The sequence below is a fragment of the Verrucomicrobium spinosum DSM 4136 = JCM 18804 genome (assembly GCF_000172155.1).
GTDB classification, from domain to species: Bacteria; Verrucomicrobiota; Verrucomicrobiia; order Verrucomicrobiales; family Verrucomicrobiaceae; genus Verrucomicrobium; species Verrucomicrobium spinosum.
The window spans coordinates 5,046,724-5,064,477 of record NZ_ABIZ01000001.1 but is presented as its reverse complement, the minus strand read 5'-3'; the positions used below and the strand labels follow the sequence as shown (position 1 = coordinate 5,064,477).

Genomic DNA, 17,754 nt, shown 5'->3' with positions numbered 1-17,754 from the left:
TGCTCTAGATGGAACCACCCTTGACCATCAGCCTTGCTGCCGAAACCACCCCGGTGATCTTTCCCCCGATTATCCAAGGAATCGGGGAGGTAAGGGAAGGTTTTGAAGGTTTTTACCCCTAACGGAGACTCTCAGCCCCAAAAGGGGCAGCATTCGCCACTTTCAGGAACTCCACCCCCACCCCCATAAGGAATCTATTCCCCTCCCACCCCAAAAGAGGGCGGGTTTGGGTCTTGCCCCCTTTTTGAGGGGGAATGGTTGAAATTATTTGTTGCCCTGCCAGGGCGGTTTGGGGCGGGTTTGGGCGGCCGCCCTGGTGGGAGGGAGGGGGGAACGATTGACAGGGGCGGGCGGGTGTGAGTGGGATCGGTGAAGGAAACGAGGATACCCCTGTGCCTGGAGAGCTTGCCCTGATGGCTGGTGAGGTCGGGGAGGTTCTGCCGTTTTCTCCACCTGCTGCGCAGGTGGAGGGGGCCGGGGATGAGTCGCGGGCGCGTGAGAAGGCGGTGCGGTACGGCCGGCCGCTGAAGGAGTTTGAGGAAACGTACGGAAGCACGGTCCGAAGCTTCAAGAATTGGATTGCGGCCGGGCGGGAGAAGGTGCCGGCGGATCTTCCTCCGCTGGATAGTCCTGGGGAGATGGCGGCGTGGTGGCGGCGGGTGATGACTCACAAGGTGCCGGACAAGGTGCTGCGGCATGAGGTGGAGGAGCTGGAGCGCGTGAGGGCTGCTGCGGTGCCGGTGGTGGCCGTGGCGGCTGTCCAGGCTCCGGAGGGTGCGCCAGCGGCCGCTGCGGTGCCGGCAGAGCAGGAGCTGCCGGCGATGAGGCTGGGGATGGGTAGTGATGTGACGGCTGATGAGTGGCTTAAGCAGTTGCGGGACATGGCGGATGCCACGTACAAGCAAATGCAGCTGGCCCTGGAGAGGCAGGTCATGAAGCAATACCGGGAACTGCGGCGGGAGTGGCTGGCCACGCTGAAGGATCTGCGCGCCTGGGAGAAGGACATTGTGCAAATCCAGGAGAAGCGCGGGGAGGTGCTGCGGGCCAAAGAGGTGCGCAGCGAGCTGGCGGGGGTTATTTCTGCAATGGGCCAGAGCTTCTTCAATGGCATGATGTCCTTGGTGCGGGAGCTGGCTCCGGAGGTGCCGGCAGATGAGCGCCGGCAGAAGGTGCTGGCGCATCGGGACAAGATCTTTGCGCACCTGAGGGCGACCAGATTTGCTGATGTATGGGTGGATGCAGCGTAGTTGAGTCGGCTGAATCGGCCTTTGTGCGGGATCTGGCGGGTGATTGCCTGCGAGTGACGCCAACGGAGCCTGCCTGGGTGTGGGCGGAGCGGGAGGTTTGGCTGGATGAGAAGATGGCGGCCACGCCGGGGTTCTATGACTCTTCCCAGACGCCGTGGACGCGGGAAATTCAGTGCCTGCCTCTCCAGCCGGACGTGAAGGAGGGGGCGGTGCTCAAGTGTTCACAGAGTGGCTTTACTGAGGGCTGCCTCAATGTGCTGCGCTGGATGCCGGAGAACTGGCCGGGTAACGCGCTGTATTCAATCAACTCGGACGCGAAAGCGAAAGAGGTCGCGGACAAGCGCCTGGAAAAGACGCTGAAGAAGGCAGCGGCGGGGCAGCTCACTGGAGACAAGAACGATATCACGGCGCGGAAGTTCGGACTGCGCAACATGGACGTGGTGGTGTCCGGCTCGGGCTCCTCTGGGCCGTTCATGGAGGCCTGGTACCGACTGATCATCCTGGACGAGCTGGAAAACCACATCCAGAATCAGGAAACTACCACGGCAGACCGTGCGGAGTCCCGCCAGGCCACGCTGGCAGACGGGCTGATCCTGAAGCTGAGCAAGCCTGAGCTGGCCGGCGGGATTATTGACCTGGCATTCATCCGTGGGACGCAGGAGAAGTGGATGGTGCCCTGTACCAGGTGCGGGGAGAGGATTGAGCTGAAGCTATCCGGGCTGCAATTTGGCCACTGCAAGGACCTGCTGGGCAACTATGACCTGGACCAGGTGCTGCGGGATACCTGGTACCAGTGCCCATGCTGTAGCGGACGAATCGATGAGTGGGAAAAGCGGGCGATGGTGAACGCCGGCGTGTGGATGCCAACGCCCCACGATCAGAGACGGCGTGCACCTGGGGGGAAGCTGGCGGCGGCAGAGCCGGGGGTGAGGTCGTTTCATATCTCCGACTTTTACAGTCTTTGGCCAAAGATGACCTGGGGCTTTCTTGCCACGTTGTGGCTGAAGGCGTTTGTCATCGAACCCAATGAGGAGCGGCAGAAGTACTTCCGGACGAACCATGAGGGGTGGCCCTGGGACGCGAAGGAGTTCCAAGTGGGGGAAGATGCCTTAAACAAGCTTGTGGGCGGGTATCAGGAATCCGTCAACGGGGTGGTGGTGACGCACGGGGTGCCCTATGTGCTGTCCTACGGGTCGGATGGCCAGCCGCAGGCACCGTTGCCCTTGTTTGGGCCGCTGCACTTGACTGTCACGGGCGATAGGCAGAAGGACTGTTACAAGTACTGGGTGCAGGCCTGGACGTGGGACGGCCAGGGGTACTTGATCGATATCGGACAGGTGCCAAATGATGAGGCCTTTTTGGATCTCCGCTTGAGGCCGTACTACCTGCTGGGGCAGGAGGAGAAGCCGCATTTCATCCATGGAGGATTGGTGGACTGCGGTGACGAGAAAGTGGAGGTGCTACGGATGTGTGTGAAGGCCTGGACGCTGGGCTGGTCGCTGTTTCCCTCGCGTGGATCAGGGTGGAACTCGGAGTTCAAGGGTAAAACTTATTTCTACCGGAAGGACGTGGTGGATGGGGTGGAGATCTACATTCGTGAGTTTTATGACCATGCCATCAAGAACGATTTTTACTTAGGCAAGATCGGCAAACGGAATGCTCCGCGGTTGTGGTTTCCTGCGGATCTCGGTGAAAACTGGAAGATGGAGCTACGCGCAGAGCGATTGGTGAATGAGAAGGGCCAGGGCGGGCGGATCGTGCAAAAGTGGAAGCACGACAAGGCAAAGCATGGGCCGAATGACGGCGGCGACCTTGGGAAGCAGCAGTACGTGATCTACCAGGAGATCCGGGAGCAGTTGCTTGCGATGAAGCCGGACGGGACCTGAAGTGGAACCACTAATTGACGCTGATGGAACGCTAATGAATGCGTCTCCAAGGCTCTTCTACACCCGGGAAGATTCCGCCCGTGCGCACCGGGAATGGAAGGCGAGCTGCGGCCATCATAGCATTGCTGCGGCGGCTGGCGTGTCCCTAGCCTCGGTGCACGCGAAGATGCAGGAGGAATGGCTGAAGAAGCGGCGGGGCTGGATGAGCCCTAGCATGCTGGAATACCTGCTGAAAGAGCTGGGGGTAAAGGTGCAACGAACCTATGGCCTGCGCACTCGCGAGCTTCGGAATGGCATTTGCCGGGTGCAGTTTGAGGGACCGTGGATAGGGGTTGGGAAGGCCGTGGCGGAAGGCTACAAGTACACGCACTATGTGGCGGTGAGGGATGGGTGGGTGTTGTGCACGGTCGCAACTCCGCACCATTGGGTGCCTGAAGGTGTCTGGCGGCCCGCGATAGGGCGCTTTGCAAATACTGAGCCTGCCACGGGATGGCATGTGACGCACTGGTATGAGTTTGAGCCTTTGACATAGGGGGGCGCACGTGGCTATTGACGCGGCTTTACTCATTCCTTCGATTGTGCGGTCTGCGAGACGGCAGGCGGAGTTGCCTGGTGGGGTGACGGCAAAGGCCTGGCTGGAGAATTACAATGATCTGGCCGTCCAGGGGGTGTTGACGGGGGATATGCTGTGCACTGCTCTCTCCACTCCGGAGGGTGGTTCGTCTTCGCACCTGCGGGGCATGACCTCGGCTGAGTTGGTGGTGCTGACGGACATGGCACTGAAGGCACTGGCGGCGGAGGAAGCGACTGGCGGTGCGGAGCAGCCTCCGGCGGAGCAGGTGACGTACCTGACGCACGGGTGCCGTCCGGCGATGTGGTAGGGTGATGAAACTACTCTGAATGTCATGGGCAGGAACAGGCATAAATCCAGAGCGAGATACGGCACGGGTAAAGCGGTCGCACACGTGCACGACCGCTCTGGGGGGCGTGTGACGGCTCCGGATCTGACGCCGAATGCGGCCTATGGATCTTTTGCCGGGGCGATGTGGTCGGATGACCGGGGGTACATCTATGTTCCGACCCTGGACAGCCGCGAGGAGTTGGACAGTTTAAGCCGCTTGGAGATGATGGGGCGGACCAACATGTTGTATAACAACAACGGATTTGCCAAAGGGATCATCAAGACCATTGCGCGGATGGTGTGCGGCACGGGCCTGGTGCCGGAGCATCTGACGGCGGACAAGAAATACAACGCTCGTGCCAAAGAGCTGTGGAATGAGCGGGCGGAGCAGGCGATGAGTTTCAGCCTGAACCATCGGTTTTCGGCCAGTACGGCGCAGCTCGCGCTGAAAGTGGCGCAGCTGAAGGGCGGGGATTCCTGCATGGTGCCGGCGCGGGACGAAGATGGCCGCCTGCGCTTTTCTCTGTATGAGGGCTGGCAGATCGGCAACGGCCAGGGCCTGGCTCCGGCGGGCACCCGGATGCATGACGGGGTGATCATGAATCGTCATGATGCCGCGTTGGCGTATCGCATCCTGGGAAAGGATCTGAAGGGGAAGCAGACGCAGGTGGATGTGCCGGCGGAAAACGTGCTCTTCTTCGCCCACTATGAGGGGATCGGCCGGGTGCGCGGGCAAACGTGCCTGGCGCACGCGCTGAATCGCCTGGTGGACATCACGGAGACAGAAAACGCCTACACCCGCGTGATCAAGGACGCCGCGATGAAGGCCTGGACGGTGGAGCAGGATATGCCACCGCAGGGAGGCGGGATCAGTCCTGGATCGATGGGGCCGCCTGGCAGTCAGCGTCCCACGGTGATCGTGGAGGACCCTAAGACGGGAAAACCCATCCGCCTGGAGCAGATGCTGAAGGCGGGGGAGGTGGAGAGGTTGGGGCCTGGGCAGCGGTTGAAGATCTTGCAGGATGAGCGGCCGCATCCGAACGTGGTGAATCACCAGAACGGCATCCGCCGGGATATTGCGGCGGGCACGGGGTACTCCTACGAGGTTCTATGGAACGCGGAAACGCTGGGGGGTGCCAATACTCGCTTTGTCCTGGCAAATGCGCAGGGGCAAATTGAGTCTGACCAGGAGGACCTGGTGCAACGTCTGCTGGCTCCGGCGTATCTGCTGCTCCTGCAAGAGTGGGAGGCGAATGGGGATCTGGAGCCGTGCACTGATCCCATCTGGTGGGCGCACGAGTGGCTGACGCCGGCGCGGTTGACGGTGGACTTTGGCCGGGATGGCAAGATCTACATTGATCAGTGGCACCGTGGACACATCACCCTGAAGAGCCTGTACGGTTACCGTGGGGAGGGCTGGAAGCGCCAGACGGACCAGTGGCTCGATGAAATCGCCTATCGCAAAGAGGGGATGGAAAAGCGTGGGCTGGTGCTGGCGGATCTGCCGGCGATACCGGGGGCGAGTGTGCTGCCGGTGGAGAGTGAGGAGCCAGAAGAGACGAAGATGAAGACAACTGAAGACTGATTCCGTCCCGCATGCGGGACGGCACTCCAACATATTTTCATGAACTATCCACTTTTGTTTCAGGCTGTTTACTTTGAACCCCTGTGTGTGGAGGTCTCGGTTTTCCACTCGGTGCATGCGGTGCTGTGGCCCCGGATCGTGAATGGGAAGGATATGCAGGGGGTGGAAGCTGCGGCCGCGCCTGGGGGCAAGTCGCACAAGAGTGCCTTTACGGGGAGGCGGGCAACGAAGGCCGCGCCGAAAATTTCCTACCAGGGCTGGACGCCGGTGGTGACGGATGAGCGATTTTACTACACGCTGGAGGGCCGGGAGGATGTGGCGGTGGTGCCGATCTACGGCATTCTTGCGAAGAATGCAGGGTTCATGGAAGAGGCCTGCCAGGGATTGTCTGACATCAACGGGGCGATGACGGCCATTCAGCAGGCCATGAAGGCGAAGGAGATCAAGACTATTGTCCTGGACGTGGCGAGCCCGGGCGGGCAGGTGACGGGCATCCGTGAAATCGCGGCGGCCGTGCGGGAGGCGACGCAGGTTCGTGGAAAGACAGTGTACACCTTCAGCGATGAGCGGATTGCCAGCGCTGCCTATTGGATCGGGAGCCAGGCGGATGAAATCTATGTGACGCCGTCCAGCACCGTGGGGAGCATTGGCACGTACCTGGCCTGGCTAGATCCATCCATGAAGATGGCCATGGAGGGGCTTCGTTTGGAGTACTTTGGAGCGGGCACCCACAAGGGGATGGGATTGCCGGGGAAACCGCTGACGGAGGCGGACCGGAAGCTGCTCCAGGGGAAGGTGGAGGAGATTAACGGGTGGTTCAAAGATGGGGTGTCTGCGGCGCGGCCAAAGGTGGCGGATAGCACCATGCAGGGGCAGACCTTTAGCGGCGAGGAAGCGGTGAAGCTGAAGCTGGCGGATGGGCTCGTGGGGAGCTGGGAGGAGTTTATTGAGTTGCTCTAGGAAACCACTTATTGGCGCTAACGGAACACTGATATGGCCTCTGACGTGGCGGCGCTATTTTGCCGTGCGGATAGCATCTATAAAACCATGCATGGTGTGGATGCATGGGATATTGATCGGGATGCGCGAAAGTGGAAGGGTGGCTGTCCGATAGTGGCGCATCCTCCGTGCCGCCTGTGGGGTCAGCTGGCGAAACTTGCAACGCGGGCGAGACTGGATGAAAAGCAGCTCGCAGTGTGGTCCGTGGAACAGATCCGAAAATGGGGAGGTGTTCTGGAGCACCCAAAGGCGTCTCGCCTCTGGCCTCACCTGAATCTACCAGCACCATTCACCTGGGAAATGGATGAATGGGGGGGGTGGAGCATGGAGGTGGCGCAGTTTTGGTGGGGGCATCGATGTGAGAAGATGACCAGGCTGTACATAGTGGGCTGTCCGATCAACGGTTATCCTCCGGTGCCAAAGCGTGAGGGTGTGCCTACGCATGTGATCACGCAGAGTCTCCGGAAGGGTCAGAGTGGCTGGAGACCTCGGGTGCCAGGATGGGAGAGGGAGGCGACTCCGCCGGCGTTTGCGGCGTGGTTGGTGGAACTGGCGAGACGGTGCAGGAAACAATCTGACGCACTGACCACTGCCTACTGACGCACTGGGTGCGGAGCGGTGGGAGTTGGTGGTTTTGACAGGTGGCGGCGGGGGTATGAGATCCTCTGCTTTGATTCGTGTGGTGGCGCTGGTGATTCTGGCGCTGATGTTGGTTCCCTTGGCGATGGCTGCGGGGTTGGTGCCGGGGCCTGAGTTCCTTGGGTTTGGTCCCGGTCTGGCTGCTCATGATGTGGGCGCGGGGATCGCTGCGGCGTCCTTGGGGCTGTGGATTCGTCCGGTGCTGTTGGAGCAGGCGGAAGATCCGGGGCAGGGTGGCGAAGGTGGTGCCGGTGGTGGCCAGGCGAAGGAGCCGGAGAAGAAGATGACGATTGGCCAGCGGTTCACGGCGGCGGCGGCGATGGTCACGAAAGGGGATCAGGCGGTGGCGGATCTGAATGCCAAGATTGCCGATCTGGAGGGCCAGGTGGCGGCAAAGGAAGCGCTGGCTACCACGCTCCAGGGCCAGCTGGATCAGGCGAATGCCAGGATTGTAGCGCTGGAGGCGGATGCGAAGGAAGCGGAGGCCGCCCTGGGCAAGATTGAAGCGGAGGCCACGAAGCTGAAGGGTGAGGCGAAGACGGTGGACCAGAAGACGAAGGAGCAGATGCGTGCCCTGGGTTTCCCTGCCGCTCAACTGCCGGCGGCGCAGTCGGGTGATGACCTGGCGAAGAGTGGGGATGTGCCCTCGAACCGTGAGGATCTGGAGAAGGCAATGGAGAAACTCCCGACTGCGCAGGAGCGCCAGAAGCTGCTGGTGGAGTACCGCAAGGTGCACGGCGGCAACTGAGGGTGATTGACACCTAGAACTTCCCAACTGGCAGAAGCCAAACTTGAACGTCCCCGCATATGTCCAATACGATTGATTCCGCCCTGCAACTCTCTGAGGTGCTAGACAGCTCCATGCGTGCGCTCAAGCGTACGCTTCTGCCGCTTCTGTCCTTCTCCACGGTGTTTCGCAATGTGCACCTGAAGGGCAATGACAAGATGGCGATCCCGTTCTATCCGCTCACGGCGACCGGGACCAGCCAGAGCCGTGCCGCGAATGGTTCCTACAAGGCGTTGGTGACCAATACCGTCACCGATTCCCGTGAGATGACGACCTGGTACAACAAGGTGCAGGCGCTAAGCTTCACGGGGGCTGAGCGTGCGCGTCAGCCTGCCTTCAATCCTGAGATGCACGGTCGTCTGAAGGGGGAGGCGCTGGCCTATGATGTGCTGGCCCACATCTTCGGCGTGGTGGGTGCTGCGAACTATCCCGGGACGACCATCACGCCTGTAACGGCGGGTAACTTCGATGAAAGCGAAGTGGCGGACATGATGCAGCTCTGCGCTGATGATCATTGGCCGGAGATGGGGAGGAGCCTCATTCTTGGAACCAGCTACGGTGCCAACCTGCTGAAGCAGGGGCAGATCATTGACGCCAGCAAGCGGGGCGACGGTGGAGCCTCGTTCCGGTCGGGGCGGGTGGGTGACGTCTTGGGGTTCGATACCCATGTATCCGCGGGCCTGGTGCCAAACAACACGACGGCCATCGCCTGCACGATTGAGGCGGATGATGACATCGTGACGGCGGCGCTGCATGGGTTCGCTGATGGGGACCGGGTCATCTTTCCGACTCTGACGGGAGGTACAGGCCTGACGGCTGCAACGGTGGCCTACTTCGTCCGCGATGCGACGACGAACGCCTTCAAGGTGGCGGCGACTCCGGGCGGTGCGGCGATCAACGTCACGGTGGATGCTTCCGCCGGCACGGTGCGCAAGTATGAAGACGTGCGCGGTATCGCGGTGCTCCCCTCTGCGATCCTGGTGGGCTTTTCCCCCGTGCCGCCCACTGATGGCGTGCGTAAGAAGCTGGTGGACTATCAGGAGCTGAGTGATGAGAACGGCCTGACGATCCAGTACCGCAGGATTGCCTACGATGACACGGACGAGGAAGTCCAGGCGATGGAGGTGCATTATTCCTTCGAGGTGGGCGATGCTGCGCAGCTCAAAATCATTCGCAGTCCGCTGGCGTAAGCGGGAGTGGGTTAGGAGTTAAGAGTTAGGTGTTAGGAAAGAACGCGAATTGATCAACTGCCTATGAAACTGGCCCTGCTGCTGTGCCTGAATGAATCCAGACGTGAGGGGGTGGACCTGGCGGGTCCCATGCCCTATGATCAGGCGGTGAGGCTCCATAAGAGCGTCATTGGCCTGGGTGGCGGGGAGATCCTGCCGGGGCTGCCTCACTTCGCACTCTGGGACAGTGGCGGGGGCCAGAAGGTGCACAAGATGAAGGCTGGGGTGCCGGCGAAGCTTCCTCCGGAGCTGAAGAAAGCGGCCGGGCCTGCGGCGAAGTTGAAGGTGGCGCAGGCTGAACTGGCGGAGGCTCGTGAGCTGCTGGAGATGGCGGAGGTTGAGCGTGATGCCGTGATCTCGGAGCGTGATGCAGCCGTGAAGCTTGCTGAAGAGCTGAAGGTGCGCCTGGAGACTGCCCTGGCTGAGCGCTTGGTGCAATCTGCGCCGGGTGCTGGGGGTGAATCGGGTGCGAGTGCTCCGGTGCCGCCTGTTGTTCCTCCCACCTCGCTTGGTCCTGCTCCTGCGCCTACTTCAACGGCTCCGTCTGAGCCTCCTAAGACGGGGTGATTAATTTCCCAGTACGTTCCGACTGGGTTGCTGCCCTTGCCAGGCAAAGCCAAAGCGCGCCGTCATGAGTGATCATGGCGGCGCGTCTTGTTTGACAGGGGCGGAGGGGAGTTAGTGAAAGTGATTGTGTGAATGTTGTCTTGAGAAGTTCGGTGATGAAAAGGAAGGACCCGTGAGTGTGTAGGGCATGCTCACGGGTCTTTTGTTTTTGGACTTTGACAGGTGCGCCCGGGCATGAGTCTCAAAGGTATTGCTCAAGCGGTGGCGGCGGCGCGGAATCGGCACCAGGATGCACGGGAGGAAACATACCCGGGGACGGCGTGGATTGGTGGCAACCCCTACGTGTGCACGGTGACGCAGGGGGCGCGTCAGCAGGTGCAGAATGAGGATGGGAACTGGGTGTGGCAGAATATCCTCTATGTGGCGATCCGGAAAAGTCTGCTGCTCAATCCGCCGGCGGTGCGGTCCCTGGTGACGGTGGATGGGACGGTGTATCGTCTGATCCGGACTGCGGGGCTGCGCACGGTGAATGTGGCGTGGGAGCTGGTGTGTGGGCGGTTTGGGGATTGAGGAAAAGGGAACCGCTAACGGACACTAACGGAACGCTAATAACTGATCCCGGATATGAAGATCCAATTTACGGTGATTAATCACCATCCAGATACAATTTATAACCGCCTAGTGTCGCGGTTGGGCCGGGTGCCCACATCGCAAGAGCTTAGGGCGGAGGTGGCGAGGATTATAGCGGGCCGGGGACCGTTGACACCCGGTGGGGTGCATGAGCGATGAGCCGCGTTTGCTGGTGACGGATCTGGAGACCACGGGGCTGGATGGCCGGGCCTGTGGGATCGTGGAGATCGGGGCGGTGTGGATGTTGGGGGCGGGTGAGTTTGTGATGAAGTGTCGGCCACATGCTGATGCGGTGATTGAGGCGCGGGCCATGGAGGTGAATGGCTGTGACTGGCATCTGGACCCTACCGTGGCGGCGGAAGTGGAGGCGCTGGAGCAGTTTGTGGAATGGGTGGGCGCGGGTCCGGTGATCCTCTGCGGACAGAATCCGCGGCATGATCTGTGGTTCCTCCAGGAGGGGGCGAAGCGGCACGGGTTGGAGCTGCCGTTTGTGCATCGCACCCTGGATCTGCATACTCTGGCCGTCGCGTATGCGCTGGCCTGTGGTCGGAGGGTGCCGGCGAAAGGCTACTACACGGATGAGATCTATGAGCTGCTGGGGATGGAGCCGGAGCCGAAACCGCACCGGGCGCTGGTGGGGGCGCAGAAGGAAGCGGAGGCATTCCGAATGCTCCTGGGGCTGCCGGAAGCGCTGGAGCCGGTGCCGTATGAGCTGCTGTCTGCGGCGGTGGCTCCTTTTATGGATATCCAGCTTTAATCTGCTATGGCGACGACCTCGGAAGTTGAGAAGGGGCTGAAGGTGTTCCTGGATACGGCGCTGGCCGGGACGATGGTCCTGGAGGCGGCCACGGTTGTCCCGGTGCCGGATACGGTGGCCTGGGTGCAGGTGAAGTGCGCCAGGGTGCCGCGCATCGCCGGGCCGGAGAGCACGGGTGGGCTGTATGATGCGGAGGTGGAGATCTCCGCGTGTACTCCGGTGGTCGCGGGGGTGACGGAGACAAACCACCGGGAGCTACTGGGTGCCATACGGGGCGTGGTGGTGGATGAGAACGTGGATGAGATCTCTGCGGCGATGGTGACGGCGGCCGGGGCGAATGTGCAGGGGTGGTATTTCATCGAGCCCGTGGATGCTCATGGGAGTGGGATGTTCAAGACGACGCTGCGGTACACGTTCGCGCTGGAGATGGCGTAGTCGCTGCGCTCCAGACAGAAGACGGGAAGACGAAAGACAGAAGACCTGAAACTGATTCCGCCTAAAGGCGGTACTCCAACAATGATATGAAACGCTTTGAGATGATGGAGCTGCGGGCGGCGGTGGCGTACTCGGTGGCGGGCGGCCAGGCGTTGCATTTGCACACGTTGAACATGGGGCACCCGTTGTTTCGCCGGTATCCTGTGATTGCCCACCTGCTGGATCAGGACATGGCCAGGTTGCAAGGTACGGCGCTGAAGCTGGGGGTGAAGGTGATCAAGGTGGAGAAGATCGGCACGCCTGAGCAGCACGTGGATCTCTGTGGTGCACCGTTTGACCGGGCGAAGACCATGTGCAACGCGCCGGAGCTTGAGCTGGGGGTTTGACACCTGCGGGCGGGTATGTCGTCCCACATTGGAGTCACAGATGATCCCGTGCTGATCGCGGCCCCTATTGGGGGGTTCGCGCACGAAAGCAAAAAGTCCATGCCTGTGGAGGTGGTGGAGGAAAAGAACAACCTGGGCGTGACGGTCTATGCGGATCAGAGAGGACACATCAAGGGTGAGGTCACGGTGAAGGGCGTGGGTGAAGCGGCCTTTGCCACGGTGACGGCCGGGACGATCACGGTGGGAACCGTGAAGGTGATCAAGGCGAAGAAGACGAAGGAACTGGGTAAAAGGGCTATGTTTGAGTACACGGGCAGGATCTTACAGAACGGGGTCTATACGGAGCCTGAAGAGCCCTGATTGAGTTAGGGGTTAGACGTTAGGAGTTAAGAGTTAGGAAACTACACATCGTTTTTTTAATATGCCTGCTGCCTTGAATCCGCTGGCCATCACTGAGGTGGAGTACACGCTCTGCCTGAAGGTGGAGATTGAGAAGTCTCTGACGGAGGATGAGCCGCTGCTGAACATTGACGATGAAATCGAGGAGGGGGATGCGCGGGACCCGAAATTTGATATCAGCCTGGAAGGCAAGGGGGATCTCCCTGACGGTCTGCTGGCTGGTGAGGAAGAGCTGGCCGTGGTGGGTGTAACGGGTGGCAAGACCATCGTGCTCAACACGGATGAGACGGAGCATCACGATACGCGCAACGAGTGGGCGGTGTCGGCCAAGAACTGGCCGGCGGCGGCCTGATGAACCTGGCAAGGTGACATGGAAAAGGGACAAGGAATCACATTCATCAAGGGCACGGGGAGTCCGATCCAGAGCCCTACGCTGGGGCAGGTATCGGTGGCCCTGGCGAGCGGCATTGCTTTCTCCAGTGACAAGTGTCTGCTGGACACGGTGGAGGATAGGGACGGCGTGCTGCATCGTGAGCATGTATGGACTTTCGATGCGGATTCCACCGCGACCTTCCGCCCCAATTTTCCGGCGGAGACCATCACCCTGGCGGAGCTGGTGAAACGCTTTGACGATGTGGAATGGTGCCGGGCGAATCCGGATCATCCCATCTCGTACATGCGGGCACTGTGGGGCACGCGGGCGGGCCTCGTGAAGCGCGTGAAGGAGCGCAAGCCGCTGGAGAAGATCACGGAGAGTGATGGGGAGCATACCTCTATCGTGCTGATTCCTCAGGATGCCACGGATGAGGAGCGGGCGGAGATGCTGAGAGAATTTGAACAGGCGCGCCAGTAATCGGTGCCCTGCCTGGCAACACAAAAAGGAAACAACAACATGGACACTACGACGGGGGCGGCACGTGAGACCGCGCTTGAAAAGGCCTTTGCTGAAGGCGGAATGAACGTGGGGGGCTTGACTCTGCGCCCCTTTTCCCTGGGCACGCTGAGCTTCTGCCGGCAGATGAAGCTGACGGCATTTACTGGGGCTCTGGATGATGCCCCGGAAGGAGAGGTGCCGAACAATGTGGAGGTTGAGCCGGGGTTGTTGCCTGGATCGGTGGGCAGGAAGATTCTACCGAAGCCTGTGGAGGCCTGGTCGATGGAATTTCAGCTGACGGCGTTTGCCTGGCTCCAGAGCGCGCCTCTCCCTGAAGTGAAGGCGGCGGTGCGCGAGGGGCGATGGGAGCAGGAGGTGGAGGATTTCTCCTTTGGATTGAGCATGGAGGAGCTTCCCCTCTTGCTGGCTGAGGTGGAGCGGATCGCCAAACTGGCGGAAGCGGCTGCGGTGCAGGTGAAGCCTAAGCCGGGCACTGGGGAGAAAGGCGCGCCAAAAAACTAATAGAGCCAGGGGCCACGGCGTGGATGGTGTGGACCCTGGCAGGAGGACGAATCGATGCGGAGGCGGAGGAATCCATCACCTGGTACATCCCGCTGCCGAGAGTGCTCCAGTACTACCACTGTGCCCTGCGGGCCAACATGGCCTGGACGGTGCCGACCGGGCAACCAGTGAGGAAGGTGGCGGAGCGCCTGCGAGAGCGGGTGCGGCTGGAGCTGCCTCCGGATCTGGATGACACGGACGAGTGAAGCATGGCCTTCCGCATGAACGTAAGCAAGGACGTGGCCGCCATCCGCAAGATGGCGGCCGAATTGCGTCGGGAGGCTGGAACCCTGGCTCAACGGGAGGCTCCGCGCATCCTGAAGGCGGTGCAAGATGTCACGCCTCCGGCGAATGGGAGCGTGAAGCTCTCGGCGGGGATTGCGCGGGGGCGTGCCCGGGTGCGCAGTGATGTGTACAGGGTAGCGGTGCCGCGTGCGAACGGCGAGCAGGCTGGCAGTCTGGAGTCCCTGATGAGGGAGCATCGCGTAAAAGGCCGGGTGCCGGCACGGCTGAACCCCCGGCATGAGGTGCCCTGGCCGGAGATTCAGCAGTACATCTCCACCCGCGAGGCGCGGGTGGGGGCGCTGGCTCGTGCCTGGGAGGTGGAGGTGGCGGTGGATGGGCGCGGCACGGTGACGATTCGGGTATGGAATACCACCCCCTATGCCACGGCGGTGGAGGGGTTGGAGGTGAGGGTGGACAAGCTGATGGAGAAACGGCTCCGCCGCATGGAGCGGGCGCTGATGGGCATCATGCTGCGGGCCGGGAAGGCGGCCGGGTTGAAGGTGAGCTGAAATAACTTTTGAGGTGATCTTATGATGGAATCCGCGCTGACGATGAACATGGACCAGTTCGAGCGACTGGCTGAACGGGTCGTGATCATCATGCAGCGGATGGCAGCGCAGGCAGAGGAGGCGGGCAACCGCGTGAATACGAATCTGTGGCGCGGTTCGGCTCCGGCAGCGCAGGCGGCGAGCAACAACATCACCCAGAGCATGGGCCGGGTGCAGGCCTCTGCGGCGACGGCGGGGGCGGCGGTGGGCCAGGCGGGAGCCAGGGCGGGTGCGGCTGCTGCTGGGTATGGGAGGTTGGCAGGGGCGGCGGGTGCGGCTGGCGGGGCACAGTTGAGCTTTGCCCAAAAGACGGGCATCCTCTTTGCCCGGCTGGGACAGTTTGGAAATAACGCGGCCGGGATCGTGAACGGGGTGAAGGCCATCGCGGAAGTGTGGCGGCGCTTCCGTGGCCAGGCTGCGCCCGTGCAGCAGGTGGCGGCTGCGGTGCAGCAGACGGGAGCAGCGGCAAACGCGGCCGCGCCTCCGCAACGGAACCTGGCAGAGCGGCTGCTGAAGATCATCAAGGTATCCAGCGCGGCGGGCCTGGCCATCTTTGGCCTGGTGAAGGCCTACAGGGACCTGGGGGCGGTGTCGCAGACGGCGGCTGCGCCCAAAATGCCGGATGTGGGCAAGAGCATGCGTGATAGCATTGGCAGCTCCGGTCCCAGCATCCTGGCGGTGGTGGCGGCCTTGGTGGCGGCGATTGGGGCAAGCTTCGCGGCGCTGAAGGTGGGGGAGATCATCAAGGATTCGGTGGTGGCGGCCGTGGATGCGGAGCAGCTCCAGGTGAGCATGGAGGTGATGCTGGGCGGGGTGGAGGAAGCAACCAAGATGATTGCGGATCTCCGCAAGCGCTCGGACATCTCCCCGTATACGGCCACGGACTACACGAAAGCGGGCCGGAGTCTGCTGGCCTTTGGCGAGGAAGCGGACAAGGTGGGGAACACGCTGGACCGGATCGGGGATATCACGGCGGGGATCGGTGGGAAGTCCCAGCAGTTCGGGGAAATTGCGGAGATCTACGGGAAGGCTCGCGTGCAGGGGCAGCTCTTTGCGGAGGACATCAACCAGCTCACTGGCCGGGGTATTCCGGTGATCCAGGAATTTGCGAAGCAGCTGGGGGTGACGCCGGCGGCGGTGAAGAAGCTGGCCAGTGAGGGCAAGGTGACCTTTGCCATGCTGGAGCAGGCGTTTGTGGACCTGACCAGCAACGGGGGCAAGTTCGAGGGCCTGGCGCTGAAGCTGGGTAAGACCACGGGTGGCCTGTGGAGCACGATGTTGGGCGAGATTGAGAGCGTGCAGCTGGCCCTGGGTAAACCGATCAATGACCAGATCCGCCCCATGCTGAGCGCGGTGGTGGCCCGGATGGGTGACGTGCGGGAAGCGGCCGGGAAACTGGGGTCGGCCATCGGGGACAGTCTCAAGATGGCGATCACGGCGGTGAAGGAGCTGGGCACGGGTGGGGCGCTGTCGGTGATGGGGGATGGCCTGAAGCTGGCCTTCATGGAGTCTGTGAATGTGCTCTATGCGGGGCTGCAAGGCTCCCTGGCGGTCTTTGGGGCGGGGGTGGGTGCAGCTGCGATGGTCTTCGTGACGATCTTTGGCGAGATTGGCAAGCCTGAATTTTGGGCGGGTCTGGGGAATGTGCTGCTGGGGATCGGTGCGCAGTTCTCTGCGATGCTGATTGAGGCGGTGGCGAGCATGGCGGCGGGGGTGCGCAGTATTCCCGGGCTGGGGCTGACAGTGGGGAATCTGCCAGAGCAGCTACGGGCCACGGCGCAGGGTATGCGGATAGCGGCCGGCGGGGCGATGTCCTCCGCCGGGCAGCAGCTGGACCCGGTGATCAAGGAAGGGATGAAGCAGTTTGATAATTTCCTAAAAGCCATGCCGGGGGCGTTCAAAGAGGCCTTTGGGAAGGCCAGTGAGGTCTTCGACACCAAAGAGGAGCGGGGGCGGATGCAGCAGGTGCTGGATGGCATCCAGAAGCGCCTGGCGGCAGATGCGGCTAAAGCTGCGGAGGTGGCCAAGAGTGTGCAGGCGGCTGCTCCGGAGATCCCGAAAGTGAAAGAGAACGCCATCGCCACGCCGGGGATGTTTGCCAGTGCGGTGAATCTCCTGATGGGGCGGTCCCCTGGGGAGCTGATGGTGGAGGAAGCGAAGCGGCAGACGGCGCTGCTCCAGAAGATCGAGCAGAACACCAGCAAGCCGGTGCAGCGGCCGAATGTCACCCAATCGAAGCCGGTGGATATGACGCCGCGCTTTGCGTGAGACTCCAGACTGCCAGACACCAGACATCAGACCTGAATAGATAGGAAATAACAGATCATGGCTGTACTTGAACAACGTGGGCTCACTACCAGCCGGGACCGGACGGGCGGGATCAGCCTTGTGAAAAAGTGGATCGTGGACACCCTGGAGGAGACTCTGACGGTAGGGGATCGGACCATGCTGGGGATGCCAGAAGATTCCCGCACCTCCCACCAGCTGGAGGGGGGGAAAGGTCGGCACGTGGTGCTGATCACATACAAGGGGGTGGAGGTGGAGACCTCGCCCGACAATGAGCGCTGGAGCGGAGAGCTGAAGTTTCGGGAAGATCCCATCGAAACGCACCCCTTCCTGGATGAGTTGTTGGCGCGGTATGAGGGCACGATTGAGGAGGGCCGGGTTGTGTGGCCGCAGTTTCTTTCCGGGAGCGGGAAGGCGTCCGGCGGTGGGCTCTCTGGCGCTGCGAAAACGAAGCAGGCAGTGAATCCCATGTTTGGCGCGAAGACGTGGCCGATCCTGATTGGCCAGGTGAGCCGTACCTATGTGCGCAAGTCCTTCCCTCCAGATCTGCTGGACAAGCCGGGGACGGTGCTGGAGCGGCTGCCGGGCAATTCCGGAATCCAGACGCCGGACGGTTATGTGTGGCTGACCCAGCTTCCCAAATTTGACCAGCAGGGGCCGGAGGGTTGGACGCTGGGGGAGAATTATGACCTGGTGCCGCGGGACGGCTATCTGGCCATCCTGTACGGGCTGATTAAACGGAGGTGATGAGTT

At 61.6% G+C, this 17,754-nt stretch carries 21 protein-coding genes; all 21 read left to right on the top strand.

All coding sequences use genetic code 11. The annotated features are described in order from the left end of the window. Window positions 1–392: 392 nt before the first annotated feature. The 21 genes from VSP_RS20545 (at window position 393) to VSP_RS20440 (ending at window position 17,748) form a co-directional block, all read left to right on the top strand. Entirely contained in the window at window positions 393–1,247 is an 855-nt protein-coding gene (locus tag VSP_RS20545) for a hypothetical protein (RefSeq protein ID WP_157210984.1), read from the top strand. Further along, window positions 1,229–3,133 (top strand): terminase gpA endonuclease subunit, encoded by a 1,905-nt coding sequence (locus tag VSP_RS20540; protein WP_009963042.1) that lies wholly within the window; start codon window positions 1,229–1,231, stop codon window positions 3,131–3,133. The genes VSP_RS20545 and VSP_RS20540 overlap by 19 nt, the downstream gene beginning before the upstream one ends. A 34-nt stretch (window positions 3,134–3,167) precedes the next feature. Then, a complete protein-coding gene (locus VSP_RS20535; RefSeq protein ID WP_009963041.1) occupies window positions 3,168–3,665 on the top strand; it encodes a hypothetical protein in 498 nt (165 codons plus the stop codon). Window positions 3,666–3,711: 46 nt separating this feature from the next. Next, complete coding sequence (locus VSP_RS20530; protein ID WP_198141201.1) at window positions 3,712–4,014, top strand: hypothetical protein; 303 nt, start codon at window positions 3,712–3,714, stop codon at window positions 4,012–4,014. An 84-nt stretch (window positions 4,015–4,098) separates the two neighbouring features. Next, on the top strand, window positions 4,099–5,619 hold the full coding sequence (locus VSP_RS20525; protein WP_157210983.1) for a phage portal protein: 1,521 nt from the start codon (window positions 4,099–4,101) through the stop codon (window positions 5,617–5,619). A 39-nt stretch (window positions 5,620–5,658) separates the two neighbouring features. After that, complete coding sequence (locus VSP_RS39745; protein ID WP_009963038.1) at window positions 5,659–6,579, top strand: S49 family peptidase; 921 nt, start codon at window positions 5,659–5,661, stop codon at window positions 6,577–6,579. 694 nt (window positions 6,580–7,273) lie between these two features. Beyond that, complete coding sequence (locus VSP_RS20510) at window positions 7,274–8,005, top strand: hypothetical protein (RefSeq protein WP_009963036.1); 732 nt, start codon at window positions 7,274–7,276, stop codon at window positions 8,003–8,005. A 59-nt stretch (window positions 8,006–8,064) separates the two neighbouring features. Beyond that, the gene (locus VSP_RS20505; RefSeq protein WP_009963034.1) at window positions 8,065–9,234 is read left to right on the top strand and encodes a hypothetical protein; all 1,170 of its coding nucleotides are present in this window, start codon (window positions 8,065–8,067) and stop codon (window positions 9,232–9,234) included. Window positions 9,235–9,297: 63 nt separating this feature from the next. After that, the gene (locus VSP_RS20500; protein WP_009963033.1) at window positions 9,298–9,840 is read left to right on the top strand and encodes a hypothetical protein; all 543 of its coding nucleotides are present in this window, start codon (window positions 9,298–9,300) and stop codon (window positions 9,838–9,840) included. A 234-nt stretch (window positions 9,841–10,074) separates the two neighbouring features. Beyond that, window positions 10,075–10,410 carry a hypothetical protein gene (locus VSP_RS20495; RefSeq protein ID WP_009963032.1) on the top strand — a complete coding sequence of 112 codons (336 nt, stop codon included), beginning with the start codon at window positions 10,075–10,077 and terminating at the stop codon, window positions 10,408–10,410. Window positions 10,411–10,618: 208 nt separating this feature from the next. After that, window positions 10,619–11,227: a 3'-5' exonuclease gene (locus tag VSP_RS20490; RefSeq protein WP_009963030.1), complete on the top strand. Its 609-nt coding sequence runs from the start codon at window positions 10,619–10,621 to the stop codon at window positions 11,225–11,227. A gap of 6 nt (window positions 11,228–11,233) precedes the next feature. Next, window positions 11,234–11,662: a hypothetical protein gene (locus VSP_RS20485; protein ID WP_009963029.1), complete on the top strand. Its 429-nt coding sequence runs from the start codon at window positions 11,234–11,236 to the stop codon at window positions 11,660–11,662. 86 nt (window positions 11,663–11,748) lie between these two features. Continuing rightward, entirely contained in the window at window positions 11,749–12,048 is a 300-nt protein-coding gene (locus VSP_RS20480) for a hypothetical protein (protein WP_009963028.1), read from the top strand. Window positions 12,049–12,063: 15 nt separating this feature from the next. Next, window positions 12,064–12,408: a hypothetical protein gene (locus tag VSP_RS20475; RefSeq protein ID WP_009963027.1), complete on the top strand. Its 345-nt coding sequence runs from the start codon at window positions 12,064–12,066 to the stop codon at window positions 12,406–12,408. 61 nt (window positions 12,409–12,469) lie between these two features. Beyond that, the gene (locus VSP_RS20470) at window positions 12,470–12,799 is read left to right on the top strand and encodes a hypothetical protein (protein ID WP_009963026.1); all 330 of its coding nucleotides are present in this window, start codon (window positions 12,470–12,472) and stop codon (window positions 12,797–12,799) included. A gap of 18 nt (window positions 12,800–12,817) precedes the next feature. Beyond that, window positions 12,818–13,300, top strand: a complete 483-nt coding sequence (locus tag VSP_RS20465; RefSeq protein WP_009963025.1) for a hypothetical protein — start codon at window positions 12,818–12,820, stop codon at window positions 13,298–13,300. Window positions 13,301–13,339: 39 nt separating this feature from the next. Then, window positions 13,340–13,843: a hypothetical protein gene (locus VSP_RS20460; RefSeq protein WP_029190612.1), complete on the top strand. Its 504-nt coding sequence runs from the start codon at window positions 13,340–13,342 to the stop codon at window positions 13,841–13,843. A 23-nt stretch (window positions 13,844–13,866) separates the two neighbouring features. Further along, window positions 13,867–14,088 carry a hypothetical protein gene (locus VSP_RS20455; protein ID WP_009963023.1) on the top strand — a complete coding sequence of 74 codons (222 nt, stop codon included), beginning with the start codon at window positions 13,867–13,869 and terminating at the stop codon, window positions 14,086–14,088. 15 nt (window positions 14,089–14,103) lie between these two features. Continuing rightward, complete coding sequence (locus VSP_RS43650; protein WP_009963021.1) at window positions 14,104–14,676, top strand: hypothetical protein; 573 nt, start codon at window positions 14,104–14,106, stop codon at window positions 14,674–14,676. 21 nt (window positions 14,677–14,697) lie between these two features. After that, the gene (locus VSP_RS43645; RefSeq protein WP_009963019.1) at window positions 14,698–16,983 is read left to right on the top strand and encodes a tape measure protein; all 2,286 of its coding nucleotides are present in this window, start codon (window positions 14,698–14,700) and stop codon (window positions 16,981–16,983) included. A gap of 57 nt (window positions 16,984–17,040) precedes the next feature. Further along, the gene (locus tag VSP_RS20440) at window positions 17,041–17,748 is read left to right on the top strand and encodes a hypothetical protein (protein WP_009963018.1); all 708 of its coding nucleotides are present in this window, start codon (window positions 17,041–17,043) and stop codon (window positions 17,746–17,748) included. Window positions 17,749–17,754 lie beyond the last annotated feature (6 nt).